This window comes from Limnothrix sp. FACHB-406 (assembly GCF_014698235.1).
Lineage (GTDB): Bacteria > Cyanobacteriota > Cyanobacteriia > CACIAM-69d > CACIAM-69d > CACIAM-69d.
Map to the genome: position 1 here is coordinate 105764 of NZ_JACJSP010000006.1, position 16969 is coordinate 122732.

Annotated in this window: 19 protein-coding genes; 8 read left to right on the forward strand and 11 right to left on the reverse strand. The window is 53.2% G+C overall.

Annotated features, from left to right (window positions below; all coding sequences use genetic code 11):
- Window positions 1-33 precede the first annotated feature (33 nt).
- From H6G53_RS08240 to H6G53_RS08250, 3 genes are all read left to right on the forward strand, one after another.
- Complete coding sequence (locus H6G53_RS08240) at window positions 34-375, forward strand: hypothetical protein (RefSeq protein WP_190531951.1); 342 nt, start codon at window positions 34-36, stop codon at window positions 373-375.
- A gap of 188 nt (window positions 376-563) precedes the next feature.
- Complete coding sequence (locus H6G53_RS08245) at window positions 564-899, forward strand: nucleotidyltransferase family protein (protein WP_099532522.1); 336 nt, start codon at window positions 564-566, stop codon at window positions 897-899.
- Between the two features lie 19 nt (window positions 900-918).
- The gene (locus H6G53_RS08250; protein ID WP_242030780.1) at window positions 919-1218 is read left to right on the forward strand and encodes a DUF86 domain-containing protein; all 300 of its coding nucleotides are present in this window, start codon (window positions 919-921) and stop codon (window positions 1216-1218) included.
- 34 nt (window positions 1219-1252) lie between these two features.
- Here H6G53_RS08250 and H6G53_RS08255 read toward each other — a convergent pair whose 3' ends face one another.
- Entirely contained in the window at window positions 1253-1510 is a 258-nt protein-coding gene (locus H6G53_RS08255; RefSeq protein ID WP_190355245.1) for a hypothetical protein, read from the reverse strand.
- 114 nt (window positions 1511-1624) lie between these two features.
- Here H6G53_RS08255 and H6G53_RS08260 point away from each other — a divergent pair, with 114 nt between their 5' ends.
- Window positions 1625-2143: a DUF2199 domain-containing protein gene (locus H6G53_RS08260; protein ID WP_190355246.1), complete on the forward strand. Its 519-nt coding sequence runs from the start codon at window positions 1625-1627 to the stop codon at window positions 2141-2143.
- Window positions 2144-2167: 24 nt separating this feature from the next.
- On the opposite strand, the gene H6G53_RS08265 is transcribed toward H6G53_RS08260, so the two are convergent.
- The 8 genes from H6G53_RS08265 to psbM form a co-directional block, all read right to left on the reverse strand.
- Window positions 2168-2845, reverse strand: coding sequence for a Uma2 family endonuclease (locus tag H6G53_RS08265; protein WP_190531955.1), 678 nt, complete (start codon window positions 2843-2845; stop codon window positions 2168-2170).
- 90 nt (window positions 2846-2935) lie between these two features.
- Window positions 2936-3547, reverse strand: a complete 612-nt coding sequence (locus H6G53_RS08270; protein WP_199309181.1) for a PIN domain-containing protein — start codon at window positions 3545-3547, stop codon at window positions 2936-2938.
- A complete protein-coding gene (locus H6G53_RS08275) occupies window positions 3544-3951 on the reverse strand; it encodes a hypothetical protein (protein ID WP_347343112.1) in 408 nt (135 codons plus the stop codon). Before H6G53_RS08275 ends, H6G53_RS08270 begins: the two co-directional genes overlap by 4 nt.
- Window positions 3952-4156: 205 nt before the next feature.
- Window positions 4157-6793, reverse strand: coding sequence for an alanine--tRNA ligase (gene alaS / locus H6G53_RS08280; RefSeq protein WP_190531957.1), 2637 nt, complete (start codon window positions 6791-6793; stop codon window positions 4157-4159).
- Window positions 6794-6859: 66 nt separating this feature from the next.
- Entirely contained in the window at window positions 6860-7813 is a 954-nt protein-coding gene (locus tag H6G53_RS08285; RefSeq protein ID WP_190531960.1) for a hypothetical protein, read from the reverse strand.
- Between the two features lie 64 nt (window positions 7814-7877).
- A complete protein-coding gene (locus H6G53_RS08290) occupies window positions 7878-10001 on the reverse strand; it encodes an alpha/beta hydrolase (protein WP_190531962.1) in 2124 nt (707 codons plus the stop codon).
- A 156-nt stretch (window positions 10002-10157) separates the two neighbouring features.
- Entirely contained in the window at window positions 10158-11303 is a 1146-nt protein-coding gene (locus H6G53_RS08295; RefSeq protein ID WP_190355251.1) for an alanine--glyoxylate aminotransferase family protein, read from the reverse strand.
- 629 nt (window positions 11304-11932) lie between these two features.
- Entirely contained in the window at window positions 11933-12046 is a 114-nt protein-coding gene (gene psbM, locus H6G53_RS08300) for a photosystem II reaction center protein PsbM (RefSeq protein ID WP_099532510.1), read from the reverse strand.
- Window positions 12047-13791: 1745 nt separating this feature from the next.
- Here psbM and H6G53_RS08305 point away from each other — a divergent pair.
- The 3 genes from H6G53_RS08305 to H6G53_RS08315 all read left to right on the forward strand — a co-directional run bounded on the left by H6G53_RS08305 (window position 13792) and on the right by H6G53_RS08315 (window position 15350).
- Window positions 13792-14205, forward strand: a complete 414-nt coding sequence (locus tag H6G53_RS08305) for a hypothetical protein (protein ID WP_143472955.1) — start codon at window positions 13792-13794, stop codon at window positions 14203-14205.
- 118 nt (window positions 14206-14323) lie between these two features.
- Complete coding sequence (locus H6G53_RS08310; protein WP_099532508.1) at window positions 14324-14779, forward strand: peroxiredoxin; 456 nt, start codon at window positions 14324-14326, stop codon at window positions 14777-14779.
- 88 nt (window positions 14780-14867) lie between these two features.
- Window positions 14868-15350: a glutathione peroxidase gene (locus H6G53_RS08315; RefSeq protein ID WP_190527614.1), complete on the forward strand. Its 483-nt coding sequence runs from the start codon at window positions 14868-14870 to the stop codon at window positions 15348-15350.
- Here the strand turns inward: H6G53_RS08315 and H6G53_RS08320 are convergent.
- On the reverse strand, window positions 15347-15610 hold the full coding sequence (locus tag H6G53_RS08320; RefSeq protein WP_190531964.1) for a hypothetical protein: 264 nt from the start codon (window positions 15608-15610) through the stop codon (window positions 15347-15349). The genes H6G53_RS08315 and H6G53_RS08320 overlap by 4 nt on opposite strands.
- Window positions 15611-15873: 263 nt before the next feature.
- Between H6G53_RS08320 and H6G53_RS08325 the strand changes: the two genes are divergently transcribed.
- Complete coding sequence (locus tag H6G53_RS08325) at window positions 15874-16449, forward strand: DUF3747 domain-containing protein (RefSeq protein ID WP_199291503.1); 576 nt, start codon at window positions 15874-15876, stop codon at window positions 16447-16449.
- A gap of 126 nt (window positions 16450-16575) precedes the next feature.
- Here H6G53_RS08325 and H6G53_RS08330 read toward each other — a convergent pair whose 3' ends face one another.
- Entirely contained in the window at window positions 16576-16956 is a 381-nt protein-coding gene (locus H6G53_RS08330) for a hypothetical protein (protein WP_190531965.1), read from the reverse strand.
- Window positions 16957-16969: the final 13 nt, after the last annotated feature.

The following is a 16969-nucleotide window of genomic DNA, read 5'->3' on the forward strand; positions in this document are numbered from 1 at the left end:
CTGGAAGAATCAATCCAAAGGTCAAGGCTAGGTATGACAACGTTTAAAGAATTCATGCAGCAACTTAAAAGCTCATCTGCATCAGCTTTGCCATCTGCGAACTCATTGGTATCGGCTGTCGAGAGTTCGCTGACTCTAGCAGTAAGTAGCCTATTGCCTTCAGCACCAGGCAGTGATGAAAGTGAGGATGAATTGTCTAAAAAATACAAATTTGCAGAGAGAGTGACAAATTTTATCCATGATGATCAATTCATTTCGGAGCTAAGTGACCAAGTTGGATCACCATCCCCAACTGAAACTGAAGATGAGTTTGTTGCGCGAGGTAGTGATGCACTGAAAAAGATGCTATACAACCGATTTGGTGTCAGAGAATAGCCGCACTGCTAGCTCATAGTAGCAGCAGTAGGGTGGGCACTGCCCACCTCATAATCATCGTTCTGCACATCCGATCACCTTTGGCAGAGGGTCATCATGGATTGGAAGATAGATAACACCTGGGCTAGAGGGTGGTGGGCAATGCCCACCCTACTAGCTTTTTGTCAGTGGTCAATGGAGATTTACTCATGCAAAGCTTTCGAGTCAGCGCCTCAAAAGTTGCGATCAATGAGAACCAAATTTCAGCCTTCTGCCAGCGCTGGAAAATTACGGAATTTTCATTGTTTGGGTCAGTCCTAAGAGACGATTTCCAACCCGAAAGTAGTGATATTGATGTGCTTATTTCGTTTTCCCCGGATGCGCATTGGACACTGTTTGACTGGGCAGATATGGAAGATGAAATTCAACAAATTTTCCAACGAAAAGTTGATCTAATCAGTCGCCGAGGACTAGAGCGCAGCCGCAATGAGCAACGCCGTCAAGCCATCCTAGATTCTGCTCAAGTGATTTATGCAGCCTCGTGAACCAAACTACCTACGAGATATGCTAAACGCTGCACAATTGGCGCAAAGCTTTGTGCGGGGTATTGACTGGGAAGTATTTGAACAAGATTTAATGCGCCAAGCTGCGGTCATTCGTCAGTTTGAGATCATTGGTGAAGCCGCTCGTAGAATTTCTACTGAAACTCAAGCAGCTATTCCGAGCATTCCTTGGGCTAAAGTGATTGGGATGCGAAATCGCCTGATTCATGAATATGATGCGATCGATCTCGAAGTCATTTGGGACACTATTCATCTGGCATTGCCGGGGCTAATCACTGCCATAGAACGAGCCATTACCTGATTTCCAGGGGTTAACTCGATCGCGTTGGTTGTGCTCAACCGGGTAACGAATCCAGCAAAGCAGTCAACATTCGGCCTGGATCGGCTTTCAGCTTCACCGCCACCAGACCCAACAAACCACTAGCCGCTAAACCCAAAAACCAACCACCCACCGGCCAAGGCACATCCGCCACGCCATAGCAGTAGAGCGCAGCGAAAGCCAGTCCCAAAAGCCCCAGAACAGTGCCGCCCCAAAATCGCTGCCAAGTCGTCAGGTTCTGGTCTGGATTAAGATCATCAGGTTGCGTCTTCATCGGTTCACCGGACAATAATAGGTGGACGATCGGGCGTTAAGTCCTGATCTGCTTCTCCAATGTAGCGAAACTCAGCTCAGGATTGTGTCCCCAAGTTCAAGATTTATAGATCAAATGGACTTTTCGTTTCAATGTACCTACTGTCATGAAGTGCATGAAGGATCACCAAGCTTTGGATTCACAGCGCCCGATCCCTACGTGGCACTTAGCGAGGAACAGAAGCAGTCGATCGCTTCGCTGACCGATGATCTATGCGTGATTCGCTATGAAAATGGCACAGTCGATCGATTTGTTCGAGCAGTGCTGGAAGTCCCCATTCATGGCATTGATCGCCCCTTTCTCTGGGGAATTTGGGTCTCAGCAAGTGAGCAGAGCTTTGATCGCTATGTTGCCACGTTTGATGACCCGATTGAGGGCGATGGTTTCTTTGGGTGGATCTCAAATCGCATTCCTGAATATCCCGTGGAGTCGATGCGATCGGGCGATGTTTACATCCAAATGGGTCAGCAGCGCCCCAAAGTCCTGCTTCATCAGCCTAAGCAAGGAATTGATCAACTATTCATCGATCAGCAGCAAGGAATTCCAGTCGATCGCGCCCAAGTTCTAACCGAAAAACTCTTACACGGACTCTAGGGTGTCACGCATAAACCTCAGGAATTATCCGGCTTGCTCTGCCTGAGTCCACTGTTGCATCAGCCATTGTATTGTTTCCCCTTGGCTCTCCTGTTGGCTCCGTTGCAAGGCTTCGGAAACTAGGGCGATCGACAGATTGGGTAATACTGCGGACGTTTCAATCACGCCGCTACGACCCTGATCAATTCCAAATGCCATCACTTGGGATTGCACCGAATCCACCACCCAATATTCCTGAATTCCTAACTGTTCATACAACAGTCGCTTAAATCCCAAGTCTGTATTGAGGGAACTGGCGGCAATTTCGATCACCAACGTGGGCGGCGCATACTGATTCAGATCGACGATTGCATTATTAGCTGGTAGCAAGCGGCGATCGTCCCCCAAATAAAACGCAATGTCTGGCTGAGCTTCCCGTTCTCCTGGTTTCTGGAAGCTTGTGTTTGTGTAGCCATGAACTCGTATGCCTTGCTGCATGGCATACAACAAAATGATTGCACTCAGCAGTGTGTTATCTCGTCCGTGCAGTGGCCCAACTGGTGACATATCAATCAAAAACCAACCATCGTGATAAAAGCATCGAGCCGCTGCGAATTCGGGGCGATCGGCTTGCTGGCGAAAATCTGTCCAAGCGCCAGCCAGCCAGCCTTCGTCCAAGGAAGCAGCGATTGGGTTCGGTGCGATCGTTGCAAGATCGATCATGGATTGTTAGCCTCAGTGCGATCGCCTTATTTGATTATGACTCAAGACTTTAATGTGTCTCAGTTGAATTTCTCGACCAAGAGTAAAGCTCTAATCTGATAGTTGTGAATTTATAAACTGAAGACCATGATCAAATCTAGGAATCATTCGGCAGTTCAAATTTTGTAGGGACTCCACAATATCAGGGCGATCAAAGTCCTTAGAATTTCGATTCAGAAAACAAGCTTCCTGCGGCTTCTTCTCTTCCAAATGATGGATAACCGAAGCATACACAACTGAGTCTTGGGCACTTAAGCCATATTCAGACTCGCAAATAGTCGCATGATTCAAAATTTTCTGAGAAAGAGTGATGATCTCGGCCGCGTCAAGCAACTGATTCCGATAAAGCAAAAACCTTGATTGTTCCTCTTGAGTACTCGCAATGATTAAGCTGGCAGTATCTTGTAGATTCTGAATACGAGTTCGATGAGCTTCTGACCTTCGTAGCTGACTCAGCTCTTGATTAAGCTCTTCTTGAAGCTTTTTACGCTTTTGAGCTTGTCGATACAGCTTGTCATTGGGTTCAACTAATGAGTAAGCAGGTACGATCAACTTCAGTTGATGTGATTGACATAGCGCCAGAATTACTTCACAAGATTCATATTCTTCCTGCTGAAAGACCAACTCTAGAAAAAAGTTAGTCTCAACATAGACACTGATCATGCAACCAGAACCTCATGCTCAATTTTTCCTCCTTGAATAGCTGAATAAAGCCCCGATTCCAGAATCCAGCTTTGAGACTCATCCAAGTCACTCGGCTCTGGATTGGCATAGATTAGTGTTGCCAACCAAGTGGAAACAATTAAGACCAGGCTTTGCCCAGCGACTTGATCTTTAGAAATATTGGCACGATCAAAGTAGGGCTGAAGAATTGACTCTGCGTTGATGATGTAATCAGGTTCTCGGAGCGATGGGATAGGCTCTGCATCACACCAAAGATAAAAATGATCTAAGAATGCAAATAGGAAATAAGGCACGTTGGGCTGATCGCCATGGGCTAACAGATTCTGGCGAAACTGAGCAACCCAACTAGGCGATTTTTGGCGGTAGCGTTTGACTTCAACCATCAGCACCAAACGCCCATCTGCACCGCGCACAACTAAATCTGCTTGCATTTAAGGAGTTCCAGTTAATAGTCCAAGCACAATTCTGACCAGAAGTGCCTAGCTCCAGTATCGCTGATCCCATTGAGTCAGCATAAAAGTACAGATGCCGACCTAGGAGCGATCGGCATCTGCTGGTTAACGAGTTTTTAGGCCAATTGCGATTGCGTTACCCGATCGCACCTTGCAGTTGGGTTTTCGCGGCGGCGATCGCTTCGTCCAGTTTGCTGGCATCGCGGCCGCCCGCTTGGGCCAGGTTGGGTTTGCCGCCGCCGCCGCCGCCGCAGAGTTTGGCGATCGCCCCGATGAATTTGCCCGCTTGTAGGCCCTTGGCGATCGTCGCTTTGCCGAAGGCCGCCACCAGGCTCACTTTGCCGTCATCGGTAGCCGAAGCCAGCACCACCGCCGCGCCGTCGCCCAGCTTTTGGGCCAGCCGATCGCCCGCCGTGGTCAGGGAAGCCGCATCGACTCCATCCAACCGCGCTACCAAAATGCGGAAGTCACCGATCGCCTCGGCCTGACTGGCCAAACTATCGGACTTGGCGATCGCCAGTTCCGCTTTCAGGGCATCCAGTTGCTTTTGGCTGGTTTTCAGCTCCTCTTGCAGGGTGCTGACCCGATCGAGCACTTCCTCAGGCTTCACCTTGAACCGATCGCTCAGGTCGCGCACCACCCGATCACGCAGGTTCAAATAGTCCAAAATTGCCGGGCCCGACACCGCCTCAATCCGTCGGATGCCGGAAGCCACGCCCGCTTCGGAAATAATCTTGAATGCGCCGATTTCCGCCGTATTGCTCACGTGGGTACCGCCGCACAGCTCCATAGACACGCCGGGGAAGTCCACCACGCGCACCACGTCGCCGTATTTCTCGCCGAACATCGCCGTTGCGCCCTTGGCCTTGGCATCGGCGATCGGCATTTCCGCCACCACCGCGCCGTGGGCTTCCGCAATCCAGGTGTTCACTTGGCTTTCCACCTGGGCCACCTCGTCGGCGGTCAGGGGGCGGGGGCAGTTGAAGTCAAACCGCAGCCGATCGAAGTCCACCAGCGAACCGGCTTGGGAAATGCTGGGGTCGATCAGCGCCTTCAGGGCCGCTTGCAACAGGTGGGTGGCGCTGTGGTTGGCTTGGGCCCGGCGGCGGCAGGCTTGATCGATCGTTGCCGACACCGTTTGACCGGCTTTCAGGATGCCGCGCTCGATTCGCCCGAAATGCACAAAAAAGTCCGATTCCTTTTTGACATCGGTGATTCGCACCAGCAAATCATCGCCGCTGAAATAACCGCGATCGCCAATTTGTCCGCCCGATTCCGCATAGAAGGGGGTGCAATCGAGCAGAATTTGCACCTCGTCCCCGGCGCTGGCAGTTTCTACTACTTTGCCCGCCACCAGCAGCGCTTCCACTTGGGCGGTGCTAGCGCTGTTTTGGTAGCCCAAAAATTCGGTTTTTTGGACTTTTTCGGCGAGGGAGTCGATCGAGCCTTGGACAGTCAAATCGATCGTTTCGTGGGCGGCGCGGGCCCGTTCCCGCTGCTTTTCCATCTCCACTTCAAACCCGGCCGCATCCACGGAAATGCCCTGCTCTTCGGCGATTTCCTGGGTCAATTCCAGCGGAAAACCAAAGGTGTCATACAGAACGAAAGCATCGGCTCCCGAAATTTGTTGGGGATTTTTCGCCAGAATTTCTGCGAGCAGTTTCTCGCCCCGTTCCAGGGTTTTCAGGAATTGGGCTTCTTCCCGTTGCAATTCCGATTTGATGTAGTCGGCCCGATCGCGCACATTCGGATAGATCGCTTCCGACAGGGCGATGGCCGTTTCGGCCACTTTTGTGGTGAATTCACCGGCAATTCCAATCAAGCGGCCGTGGCGCACCACCCGCCGAATTAACCGCCGCAAAATGTAGCCCCGACCGAGGTTAGAAGCCGTCACCCCATCAGCAATCAAATGCACCACAGCGCGCACGTGATCGCCAATCACCTTGAGGGAAACCTTGGTTTTTTCGTCGGCTTTAGTGTAGTCAACCTGGGCAATATCGGCGGCCGTTTTAATGATCGGAAAAATCAGATCCGTTTCATAGTTATTCGGCACTTTTTGCAGGATTTGGGCCATCCGTTCCAAGCCCATTCCGGTGTCGATATTTTGGTTTTGCAGGGGCGTGAGATTGCCGTCTGCATCGCGGTTGTATTGCATGAACACCAAGTTATAAAACTCGATGAACCGCTCATCATCTTCTAGGTCAACTTCGCCTGCTTGGTCGGGGAAAAAGTCGTAATAGAGTTCCGAACAAGGGCCGCAAGGGCCGGTGGGGCCAGAGACCCAAAAGTTATCGGCCTCGCCCATCCGTTTAATGCGATGTTCGGGTACACCGACTTGATCGCGCCAGATTGCAAAGGCTTCGTCGTCGCTTTCAAACACACTAACGGCGATGTTTTTCGGGTCTAAGCCAAAGCCCACTTCGGGATCGGTGGAGAGTTTCCAAGCCCAGGCGATCGCCTCTTTTTTAAAATAGTCCCCGAAGCTAAAGTTGCCCAACATTTCAAAGAAAGTGTGGTGGCGCTTGGTGCGGCCCACGTTTTCAATGTCGTTGGTGCGGATGCATTTTTGGGAAGTGGTGGCGCGTGGCGTGGCGGGCGCTTGCTGACCCAAAAAGATCGGCTTGAAGGGCAACATCCCGGCGATCGTCAGCAACACCGTCGGATCTTCCGGAACCAGGGAGGCGCTGGGCAGGCGCTTGTGGGCCTGGGCCTCGAAGAAAGCCAGGAATTTTTCGCGAATTTGGGAACCGCTGAGGGGGGCTGGCGACGGCATAGGGCGGGGGTAAGCAGGGCGATCGGGGACGGGAAATAGTTGCGAAAACCAGTCTATGAGTTTAACTCAAGTCGGGGCGGCGCTGGTTAACTCCAGGACTCGTTGATAGAACCAATGGTTACGATCGCGCGTTTCCTGCAAACTTTCGGGATAGGTGCGGCATTGTTTTAAAAAGCGTTGCCAGCCCGTCACATCACAGGTGAATCGATCGTACCGACGGCGATCGATCCAGGTTTTTCCCAGTAATTTCAGTTGCCAACCGGCGGGCCGCCACCGCTCGATCGGGAAAATGCCCGGCTGATGTTTCAGGGTGTGAGTTTTGCTGGTGAACGGAAAGGCCAAAACCCTCCGCCCCAACAATGTTCCCCAATAGGCTCCATGATAGGAACTGGTGAGAATGGTTTCGCCGGATCCGAGGAAATTGAGAACCGTTTCAAAATCCGTTTCCTCGTTGGTCATGCGGGGAAAATCGGGGAAATCAATCTGGAATTTTTTGTGGGAAAACACCACAAACTCATGGCGAATCAGCCTCGGTTGGTCAAAGGCGGGATGCAGGCAACTGGCACAGGGCAGCCAATGGTAACCCAAGCCCAAATTCTCCACATGGGCATCCCGCAACCCCACTAAATCAAACCCATCCAGATAGGTTCGATAGTCAAAATTTTGAATTTGTTGGGGTGTAAATTTGCCGTAGATCTGCTGACCGGGGCCCCAGGCAATTAGTTTGGTTCGATCGGGTGATTGTTGTCGTTGCTGAACCAGGGCTTGGATCGCCTTTTGAAAGCGATCGAACAATAGGCCACCTCCACCCAACACATGCACGATCGGGCGATCACCGAATAATAATTCCGCTTGGGTTTGGTCGCGGGTTTCTGGATCTAAGCGGCGCAGATCGATCGCCTGTTGATCGGCGGCTAATGTCAAATAACGACTCGGAGCCGCGAGCAAATCACCAATATTCTTAGGGTCAATGACATGCCAATTGAGTAACTGCCAAGCATCAGCAACAGGGGTATCCATAGGCTCCGGGCGGCTGCCGTCACTCCATGAAGGGATGATTCCCATTTTCCAAAGCGGCCCCCACCTAGCGGGACTGAATTCGGAAATTACTGAGCACCCCTTCCAAAACCGCATCCCGATGCCAAAGGGAATCGCTGTCGATCGCCACCACGTAGGTTTTGCCCTGGCGCGTGTACAGGGCAACGATCGAAGCCAGGGATGGATTATCGATCGTATACAGTTGCCAGCGCCGGTTCCGATAGCGTCGTTCTCCGAGCGATCGGGTGGGGTAAGGGAGCGATCGCAACACTTCCGCCGTGGACTGTTGGGCCACCGACACCGCCAACACCCGCCCCGTGGCAAACCCGCTGCCATCCACCTCGCTCCAAACCGGAGCCAGTCCTTGCATACTCAAGCGCCAACCCGCTGGAATCACCATACTGATCCCGAGATTGTTGGCCGTGGCCGGCGTGAACCGCAGAGTTTTGGGCACTTCAAATTGCGTCCGCATTTGCGACACACAGGCCGCATTGGGGGCGCGATCGGGCGCTTGCAAAAACCCTCCCATAATTTGGCTCACGCAATCGGAACTCCCGAACACCGCGTGACTCAGACCCGGCAGCACGTAGCGATAGTGGCGATCCAACCCCCGGGCCACCCGTTCCGCAAACTCTGGCGGCGTGACCTGATCCAACTCCCCAGACAACAGCAACGAGGGCACAGAGCTGCGCACCGGTTGATTCGCCTTAGGAGCCAGGGCCGGCACTTGCCAAGTTTGACAGGTGCGCAACAGTTCCTCAGGCGCTTGGAGCAGGGCCGGGGCAATTTCCGGATATACACCGCTGGCATCCACTTCCGCCAAGGTAAATCCGCCATCTTCCGAACACATCACGGAGTTATAAACCCCATCGGCCTGGCTTTTGCTAAACAGCAACAGCGGCAACACGCGCAAAATTCCCGCATAATTGTTCTGGCGAGTTTCCCGCAGGGCCTGGGGCAACTTGGGAATGCTGGCGGAGGAATAAAACGCCGTGCTGACAGCAGAAATGAACCCATCCCCATCCAACAACACGGGAACCGCCAGCCGATTCGGATCCAAATTCTCGATCGAGAGCCGACCTTCCAACAAATCCTGAAGCTCCCCATAGTTGGGCAACTGAATCACCTGGGGGCGCGCCCGCAGCTTGGCCACGGCTCCCAAAAAGTCCTGTTCAAGGGTGGTGTAGGTGGAACCACAAAGGCGATCGCGCCGACAAGCTTCAAAAAACCGCCGCAGGGCCCGATCAGTATTGCGCGGTAAATGCACGATGAAGCTGGTATCCAGGGGCGCAACGGAATCCAAAATCACCGATCGCAGGCGATCGGGAAAATCGCGCATCAGGTGCTGGGCCAACATCGTCCCGTAGGACACCCCATAAAAATTGAACGGGCCGCCATACCCCGCCGCTTGCACCACCAAGGGCACATCCGCTGCACTTTCTAGGCTGTTGTAGGCCGCCAAATCCACACCGGAATTTTTGAGCCGATCGCGACAGCCCGCCACGGCCGCTTGATAGCGATCGCGCAGGGCCGGTGAGTCGGGGAACCGCGCATTTTGCACCTTGAAATCATAGACTTCTTGGCAAAACAAAAAGGGTTCTGAATAGCGTGTGCCCCGTTGATCGAACAAAATAATGTCCCGATCGCGCATTCCCGCCAACGAGGGCAAAAAGGCCGGCAACAACTCCAACATTGATCCACCCGGCCCCCCTTGGGCCATCACCAGCGGATCCGGTTGCGGGTTGGCACTCTTGCTTTTTAAGATTGCCACCCCCAGACGAATGGTTTTCCCGGTGGGATTACTGTGCCGCTCGGGCACGGTCACCATGCCGCAGCGCACCGTTTCCCGGGCAAACTCCGGCGGTAGGGTAAAGGGGCAATTGTTCGGCTCGAAAGTGGGCGCGAAGCCGGAATTAGCGCTGGAGTTGGGTGTGGAATTGGGGACGGAATTTAGGTCAGGGCCGCTGGAATCTGGCGCGATCGGGGGTGCAGCCGGAGCATTGGGTTGCAGCAGCAGCTCGATCGCCTGAATTGTTTGGCCCGTCTCTTGGGCCAACGATCGAGCAGCCATAGGCAACGTTGTGATCGTTGTGGCACAGGCGGCCAACAACATCCCCAACCGCCGATGCCAATTGCGCGATCGCCGCGTTCTCACCCCTGAAGTCGTCATGTTTTTGTATTGACTCCGCAACGTTGACCCCATGAGTTAAGGCAGCCGCGCTACTACTGTAGAAATTTGGTTTAGGAATTTTTTCGTTGGGGGCGCGAATCCTGTAGGGGTGTACGGCCGTACACCCCAATCCAGAATTGCACTAACCCGCTGGAATTAGCCGATCAGATGCTTGGCCGCTGCTGCCACCCCAGCGCCGGAGGTCACCTCAGCCCCCAACTCAATCAAAGTGGCTTCCAGAGCGGCGATCGCCGTCAGCACGTCCCGATCGCTCACAAAGCCCAAGTGACCAATGCGGAAGATCTTGCCCTTCAGCGCATCCTGACCACCGGCCAAGGCGATGTCGTACTTCTTGCGCATCACCGATCTCACCTGTTCCGCATCCACGGACTGGGGCATCACCGCCGTAATCGCCGGGCTGGCGCAATCATCGGGTGCATAGAGCGGCAAATTCAGGGCCGCCACGGCCGCCCGGGTCGCGGCCCGCAAGCGAGCATGGCGCGCAAAGATATTGTCCAGCCCTTCTTTCTTCATCAACCGCAAGGCCTCTTGCAGCGCGTAGAACAGGTTCACAGGGGGCGTGAAGGGCGTGCTGTTTTTGGCGGCATCCTTGCGATATTTGCCCAAATCTAAGTAGTACTTGGGCAGGGTTGCGGTTTTGTAAGCTTCCCAAGCCTTGGGACTGACGGCCACAAAGCCCAAACCGGGCGGAATCATGTAGCCCTTTTGGGAGCCGGAAGCCACCACGTCCAGGCCCCACTCATCGATCGGGACGCTGGTTGCGCCCAAGCTGGTGACCGCATCCACCATCATCAGCGCACCATGAGCCTTCACATGGCCATTGATAGTTTGCAGGTCGTTGATCACCCCCGTGGAGGTTTCGCTGTGGGTGACGATCACGGCCTTGATGCTCTTGTCGCTGTCGGCACTCAGGCGATCGGCAAAGGCTTGGGGATCCAAAGGTTTGCCCCAATCCGCCGTCAGGGTTTCCACCGTTAGACCGTAGGCTTCTGCCACCTCGGCCCAGCGTTCGCCAAACTTACCGTTCGTGCCCACCAACACGCGATCGCCCGCGCTCAGGAAGTTGATGATGCCGGCTTCCATGGCCCCCGTGCCGCTCGAAGCCAAGATCAGCACATCATTTTGGGTTTGGTGCAGCCATTTCAGGTTTTCGGTCACTTCGGCCATAATCTTGCCAAAGTCGCCGCTCCGGTGACCGATCGGGTGTTTGGCCTGGGCCAGCAGCACGGGTTCCGGAACCGGGGTGGGCCCCGGAATCATCAGCATCAATTTGTTATCCATCAGCCGGATTGATTCGCTACAAAAAAGGGGTGGTTACTCAGTTGGCCGGGTTGCCGACCGGTCGCGGCTCATCAGTCACGGTTCATCGCCGGGCGATCGGCTGGGGGACGCGATCGCCCGGTTGCCATTGCCTTGTCGCCTGTGTCATCACTACGTCGTGAATAAGTTGGATCCACGCGAGAGACCATCCGAGAGACCATTAGTGTAGAGCCGGAGTGGGAACTTGCGATCGAACAGCGCCAATAAGTCAGCTTTTGCTTACGGATTTGCTTGATCAGATTTGCTTGATCGGATTTGCTCGATCGAGCATGGCATCATCCCATCCCCATCCCATCCTTCCCGCCCACCGATCACGCACAAACCGCCATCGCCAACCACTCCGCAACCAGGAGATCGACCCTCAACCAGCAATCCCAGGCAATCCCGATCGCGCACAAACCGCCCCTCAACAACCCAATAACCTCCATAAAGAAAGGGCCCGGCAACGCCAGACCCTCTCCCAAACGGATTTTAAAAAACTTTCCTTGCTCACCGCCTCAGCGCCACCCCCGATCGCAACAGATCAGAACTGGCGAGTTGAAAACGATCACGACTCAACTGTTGATTAGCCCCAAGCGAGCTTTGGCCAATTAGCCCTTGCTGTTTTCGCGGCTGGCGGTCTGGATGTAAAGAATCAGCAAAAAGGCAGCAGGAATTGCCACAAACAGAATGCTGGCAATGAAGCCGAGATCATTAACTTGCATGGAATGATGCCTCTAGGTGTCTTTTGAAGTGTTGGTTGACCCCGCGCTAGGGCAGGGAGCTGAGACCCAAGCCGCCAAATTGATGGCTGGGGTTGATAGATGCTGTCCAGTCTACCAAAGGCTGCTCGCTCCATTGGCTGGAAGTCGGCCGGATTGGCCCAGGGCGATCGGGCAGCGGTTTCCCAGGCACATTCCTGCACGGTTTTGAGGATACACCGGGCTAATTTGCGGTGATTGATGGCGATTAATGGCGCTTGATGGTGATTGATGGCGCTTGACGGTGCTCGACCCGATCGCGGGGTGATCTCGAATCAGGGGCATTCCCGCAAGCACACGAAGCAAGCGCTGATTGGGCGACTGCGAATCGGCAGTAAATCAACAAGAAATTGCTGACAAATCGGCGGCTGCGCGAGTACCGAATAATACCCCACCAACCCCGCCCAACACGGAACCACTCATTATTCAGCCCGATCGCCTTGCTTCAGGGGCGATCGCGTGCTAGGACTAGGCGGGGTGGTTGCGGACAATCCGCCATTAACCAAGACTTAACCCCTGCGGGTGCTCTCTTCATGCCGTGTTTGGGCATTTTAGCGGTAACATCCTGAAGGCTCTGACCCAAAGTCTCAACCCCCAGTCGATGGTTTTAAAGCTGTCAGCTTAGGGTTAGTTACTCCGTCAAAGTCTTTTGATTTCACAGCGTTTGTTCAAGAAGATCACCCACTTAAATTCGAGTGAAATTTTCTGAACTAACACTGCTGTTGCTTTTGATTTCACAGCGTTTGTTCAAGAAGATCACCCACTTAAATTCGAGTGAAATTTTCTGAACTAACACTGCTGTTGCTACTGATCATGATTAACCATGCCCAAGCTCAAGATCTGAATCCTCTGAATCATTCTTCAATTAGCCCCCAAAGAATTAGCCCTCAAAGCCTTCCTCAGAAATTCTCAAAAGATTTTCCCAGCACCAAACATCATCCTGATCAAGTCCTTCCGCAGGATTGATAACACCTCCAAAAGCTTAAGGATCATAGACTTTCGCTTGCTTTAATTGCGTTGCAATTGCATTGATGCCAAAGAGCCAAGAATCTCAACAGGATTCAACAGTCCTCTAGAGGCATTTAGAGACATTGATGCAAAAATGCTGCTGAAAATGTCGCGTTCAACCGATCGATCACCTGTTGCCCAGGATTTCAAGATAGGTTTGCATCGGCTTCAAAGTAGATTGGCTTGCGGTAGGCTGGCTTACTTCCAAGGCAAACCATGCGCCATTCAAGGGTGATGCAATTCGAGGGCAATTAACAAGGGCAATTAATGAATTGATTAATAAATTGATTAATCGTCTGGCTAACGAGCTAGTCTAATTAGTCTGTTTGATTACTCAATTCATTGATTTATGAGTCGTTAGGAATTCATCCGGATCTGATCCCCCATTCTGGATGAACTAACTATGGGCAGCCGCCAGACTCAACGATCGATTGCTGCTGATCTTCTCTGATTTTTAGGGTCACGAATTTCAGTTCTGCCGTCGTTAAAAAAGTCACCCCCATTGCACCAGTTTTACGGAGAGGGGTAATCCTCCCTACTGCCCCTAGCACATTGCCGAATCACAAGCAAATTGCTAGAACCTTGGGGGATTTGGGTTTCCTGAAACCCAGACCATGCTGGGGGATCACATCGTGTATCAGGGTGCAGCCCACTAGCTCAACTATCCATTTCTGCTTAACTGCGCTCACTCACTGGTTTTGATGAACGCTTTCCAGCCCCAGCACCGTCCTGATCCACCGGTACAACGCCGACCCAGGTTGCGTCCCAAGCAACTGCCGAAGTCTGCGTCCTATCGGTCGATCGCCCTGGAAAGCCTGTTCAAGCTGTCCGTTAACAGCCTGTTGGCGCTCATTGCGATCGCGGCGCTGGTGCAGTGGATCCCGCTCTATGCCACCCGTCGGGCAGAATTACGGCAACTGCAAGCGGAAGTGCGCCTGGTGGAAACCCGAGTGCAGACCTTGCGATCGGAAATGACCCAAAACTTTGACCCCGCACGCAATCGAGCCACCGTTGAAGCGGAAACGGGCCGCGTGCCCCTCAATCAGCGGCCGGTGCGGTGGCAGCCCGATCGCCCCAGTCAGCCCGACTTTGAAGAAGGGGACGGCCTCCCTTAGGCAATCCTGAAAATTGCTCCGCCGTCCGCTGCTTCCTTGGGCCGATCGGTCAGCCGCCATGGGCCCTGCGGTAGCATTAGCCATGGTTCACAAATCGCAATGATTTCCTTAGGTTCCTATGGCTATTCAAGTGGGCGATCGCGCGCCGGATTTTTCCCTGCCAGCTCAAACGGGCGAAACCATTACCCTGAGTCAGTTTGCGGGTAAGCAACCCGTCGTGCTCTACTTTTACCCCAAGGACGACACGCCCGGTTGCACGATCGAAGCCTGTGCTTTCCGCGATAGCTACGAAGCCTTTCAAGGGGCCGGCGCAGCAGTGATCGGCGTGAGCAGCGACTCCGTGGATTCCCACAAAACCTTCGCGGAAAAATATAGTCTGCCCTTCGCCCTCGTGAGCGATCGCGATGGGGCCCTGCGCAAGGCCTACGGTGTCCCAAACACGCTGTTTGTGGTTCCGGGCCGGGTTACCTACGTCATCGACAAAGCGGGCATTGTGCGCCACCAGTTCAACGATCTGTTGAATGCCAAGGGCCACGTGACCGAAGCGCTCAAAATTGTGCAAGGGTTGGGCTAGCCCCCCGAAGGGTCACCCCCGGGATCATTTCCATCCCAAACCGCTATCCTAGACAACCATCACCGGCGACACGACAAGCACACTCATCATGGCAACCATCACCGATCTCTCAGTCAAAACCATTGACGGCGAAGACCGTGCCCTCAGCAGCTATCAAGGGCAGGTGCTTTTGATTGTGAACGTGGCTTCCTATTGTGGCTACACGCCGCAATATCAAGGACTTCAGGCCTTGCATGAAAAATATAGTGCCCAAGGTCTGCGGATTTTGGCCTTTCCTTGCAACGATTTTGGTTCCCAAGAACCCGGAACCAATGACCAAATTAAGACCTTCTGCTCAACGCGCTACAGCGTGACTTTTGAGCTGTTTGACAAGGTACATGCCAAGGGAGCCGAGCAACACCCGCTCTATGCCCGCCTAACCTCGGAAGCCGAGCCGACTGGGGATGTGGCGTGGAACTTTGAAAAGTTTCTGATTGGTAAAAATGGCGAAATTCTGGGTCGTTTCCCCAGCCGCATCGCACCGGATTCGGCTGAATTGATCGGCGCGATCGAGCAGGCCCTGGCTGCCTAAATCAGGTCTGAATTGAGTGCTTCATTCAAGCTTTGTGATTGCTTGATTTTTGATGCCTCATGCTTGATTCTGCTGCTTGATTGCCGCTGCTTGATTGCTACGGTTTGATTTTGGATGGGCATTACTTTTTGATGGACATTACAGTGAGGATAGGAACTTTTTCGATAGTCCCTATCCTTCTCTGTAATCTCTTGATGTAATCTCTCGATCGCCCGTTGAGCTGCTCCTGATTTAGCCATTCTTGAGCCATTGATCGCCATCCCTCGGAACGAATCCAATCGCAACCAGCTTCTTCAGCATTCTCCAAGACCATCTCTAAGCGTTTGTTTGCACTTTTCCCGATCGCCCGCTGAGCATTCCGGCTAACCCTACTCTGCTTAATGACTGTTTGCACTGGTCGTTGATGATTGGTCAATCCAAGGACAATCCTATGGCTCCAAATTCTCGGAACTACTCCCTTAGCAACCCTGGGCTAGGGATCCTCTCACTGGCTTTGGGTCTTGGTTTGGGAACAATGGGAGCGATGGGATCATGGGCCGCAATACCCACCCCAGCCACGCCTAAATCCACTACATTTGATCAACAGGAAGTTGACCAATCGCGCTTCATTGCGATTGCGCAGCCCCTTGGCACGGATTCTTTTAAGCTCTTGGTTTTGGAGCAAGTGTCTAACCAGCGGCTTTGCTGGGCCGAAAGTGGAAACTACCCCGTAGTGGTTGATCCATTGCTGGTTAACTTCAATTTCACAGGTATTTGTGGACGTAGCATTGATAGCAATGGCTTCTCTGTTCGAGTAGCCAAACGTGATTTAGGGCTGCAATATTCCCTCCGTCTCAGCCGTCGATTTAATTCAGTGGTGTTGCAAGGAGTGCCCTTCGGTGCCAATGGTGGCCCGGTGATGGACATTGCCAGCACCCGAGGATTCACTTCTGGATTTTTGAAGCTGCAACTTTTTCCCGGATGGCGATTTACCAAACGCTCCTATCAAGGCCGCCCCTTGGGCCATGTTTACTTCACCAACGATTCTTTTGATTCGGCGGTGACCCCCAAGGACAACCCGGAGCGATCGCCCGAGAAGCCTCAGCCTGCGGTCAATTAAACCGAAGCAAGGCTCAATTCTGTTCATGGGCGATCGCTGTCAATTTCGCTGCCAATTGTGCGGTCAATTTCGATCGCCTTCTTGGCCGCCTCAATGGTGATCGCGATGGTGCAATTGATGGGGCAATTATGGTGCGGTCTCAGGTTCGATTCCCGATCGCCCGATTTCCGATGACCCGATTTCCGATTCCGATTGGGTTGGCAACTCAGGCTCAAAAACCTGAGAAATTTGAGACCCAGACCACTCCGCAATCAGGGATTCTGCCCGATCGGGATTGGTGTAAATCAGTTCCAGCAAGGCCCCAGGATCTTGACCGATCGCCCGGGCATAGAACCCCACTTCGGCCATAATTCGCCCTTCCGACTGTCGCAAATACATCGACAAGCAGTGATGAGCTTGATTGTTGCGGCTGCGTTGGGTTCGGAAAAAAGCCAACGCCGACAGCAACCGATCTTCATAGGGGGCCAAAGGACGCAGGGCGATCGGCTCGGGGGTTGAAGGCTCCATGGCTCGGGGGGGT

Bases quoted from the DNA above. Each gene is read 5' to 3' on its own strand.
- H6G53_RS08260 (WP_190355246.1), top strand. From the start codon at position 1,625: ATGGACTTTTCGTTTCAATGTACCTACTGTCATGAAGTGCATGAAGGA.
- H6G53_RS08310 (WP_099532508.1), top strand. From the start codon at position 14,324: ATGGCTATTCAAGTGGGCGATCGCGCGCCGGATTTTTCCCTGCCAGCT.
- H6G53_RS08255 (WP_190355245.1), bottom strand. From the start codon at position 1,510: ATGAAGACGCAACCTGATGATCTTAATCCAGACCAGAACCTGACGACT.
- H6G53_RS08330 (WP_190531965.1), bottom strand. From the start codon at position 16,956: ATGGAGCCTTCAACCCCCGAGCCGATCGCCCTGCGTCCTTTGGCCCCC.
- H6G53_RS08305 (WP_143472955.1), top strand. From the start codon at position 13,792: ATGAACGCTTTCCAGCCCCAGCACCGTCCTGATCCACCGGTACAACGC.
- H6G53_RS08245 (WP_099532522.1), top strand. From the start codon at position 564: ATGCAAAGCTTTCGAGTCAGCGCCTCAAAAGTTGCGATCAATGAGAAC.
- H6G53_RS08320 (WP_190531964.1), bottom strand. From the start codon at position 15,610: ATGGCGATCAATGGCTCAAGAATGGCTAAATCAGGAGCAGCTCAACGG.
- H6G53_RS08265 (WP_190531955.1), bottom strand. From the start codon at position 2,845: ATGATCGATCTTGCAACGATCGCACCGAACCCAATCGCTGCTTCCTTG.
- H6G53_RS08295 (WP_190355251.1), bottom strand. From the start codon at position 11,303: ATGGATAACAAATTGATGCTGATGATTCCGGGGCCCACCCCGGTTCCG.
- H6G53_RS08275 (WP_347343112.1), bottom strand. From the start codon at position 3,951: ATGGTTGAAGTCAAACGCTACCGCCAAAAATCGCCTAGTTGGGTTGCT.
- H6G53_RS08240 (WP_190531951.1), top strand. From the start codon at position 34: ATGACAACGTTTAAAGAATTCATGCAGCAACTTAAAAGCTCATCTGCA.
- H6G53_RS08250 (WP_242030780.1), top strand. From the start codon at position 919: ATGCTAAACGCTGCACAATTGGCGCAAAGCTTTGTGCGGGGTATTGAC.
- H6G53_RS08285 (WP_190531960.1), bottom strand. From the start codon at position 7,813: ATGGATACCCCTGTTGCTGATGCTTGGCAGTTACTCAATTGGCATGTC.
- H6G53_RS08290 (WP_190531962.1), bottom strand. From the start codon at position 10,001: ATGACGACTTCAGGGGTGAGAACGCGGCGATCGCGCAATTGGCATCGG.
- psbM (WP_099532510.1), bottom strand. From the start codon at position 12,046: ATGCAAGTTAATGATCTCGGCTTCATTGCCAGCATTCTGTTTGTGGCA.
- alaS (WP_190531957.1), bottom strand. From the start codon at position 6,793: ATGCCGTCGCCAGCCCCCCTCAGCGGTTCCCAAATTCGCGAAAAATTC.
- H6G53_RS08325 (WP_199291503.1), top strand. From the start codon at position 15,874: ATGGGATCATGGGCCGCAATACCCACCCCAGCCACGCCTAAATCCACT.
- H6G53_RS08315 (WP_190527614.1), top strand. From the start codon at position 14,868: ATGGCAACCATCACCGATCTCTCAGTCAAAACCATTGACGGCGAAGAC.
- H6G53_RS08270 (WP_199309181.1), bottom strand. From the start codon at position 3,547: ATGATCAGTGTCTATGTTGAGACTAACTTTTTTCTAGAGTTGGTCTTT.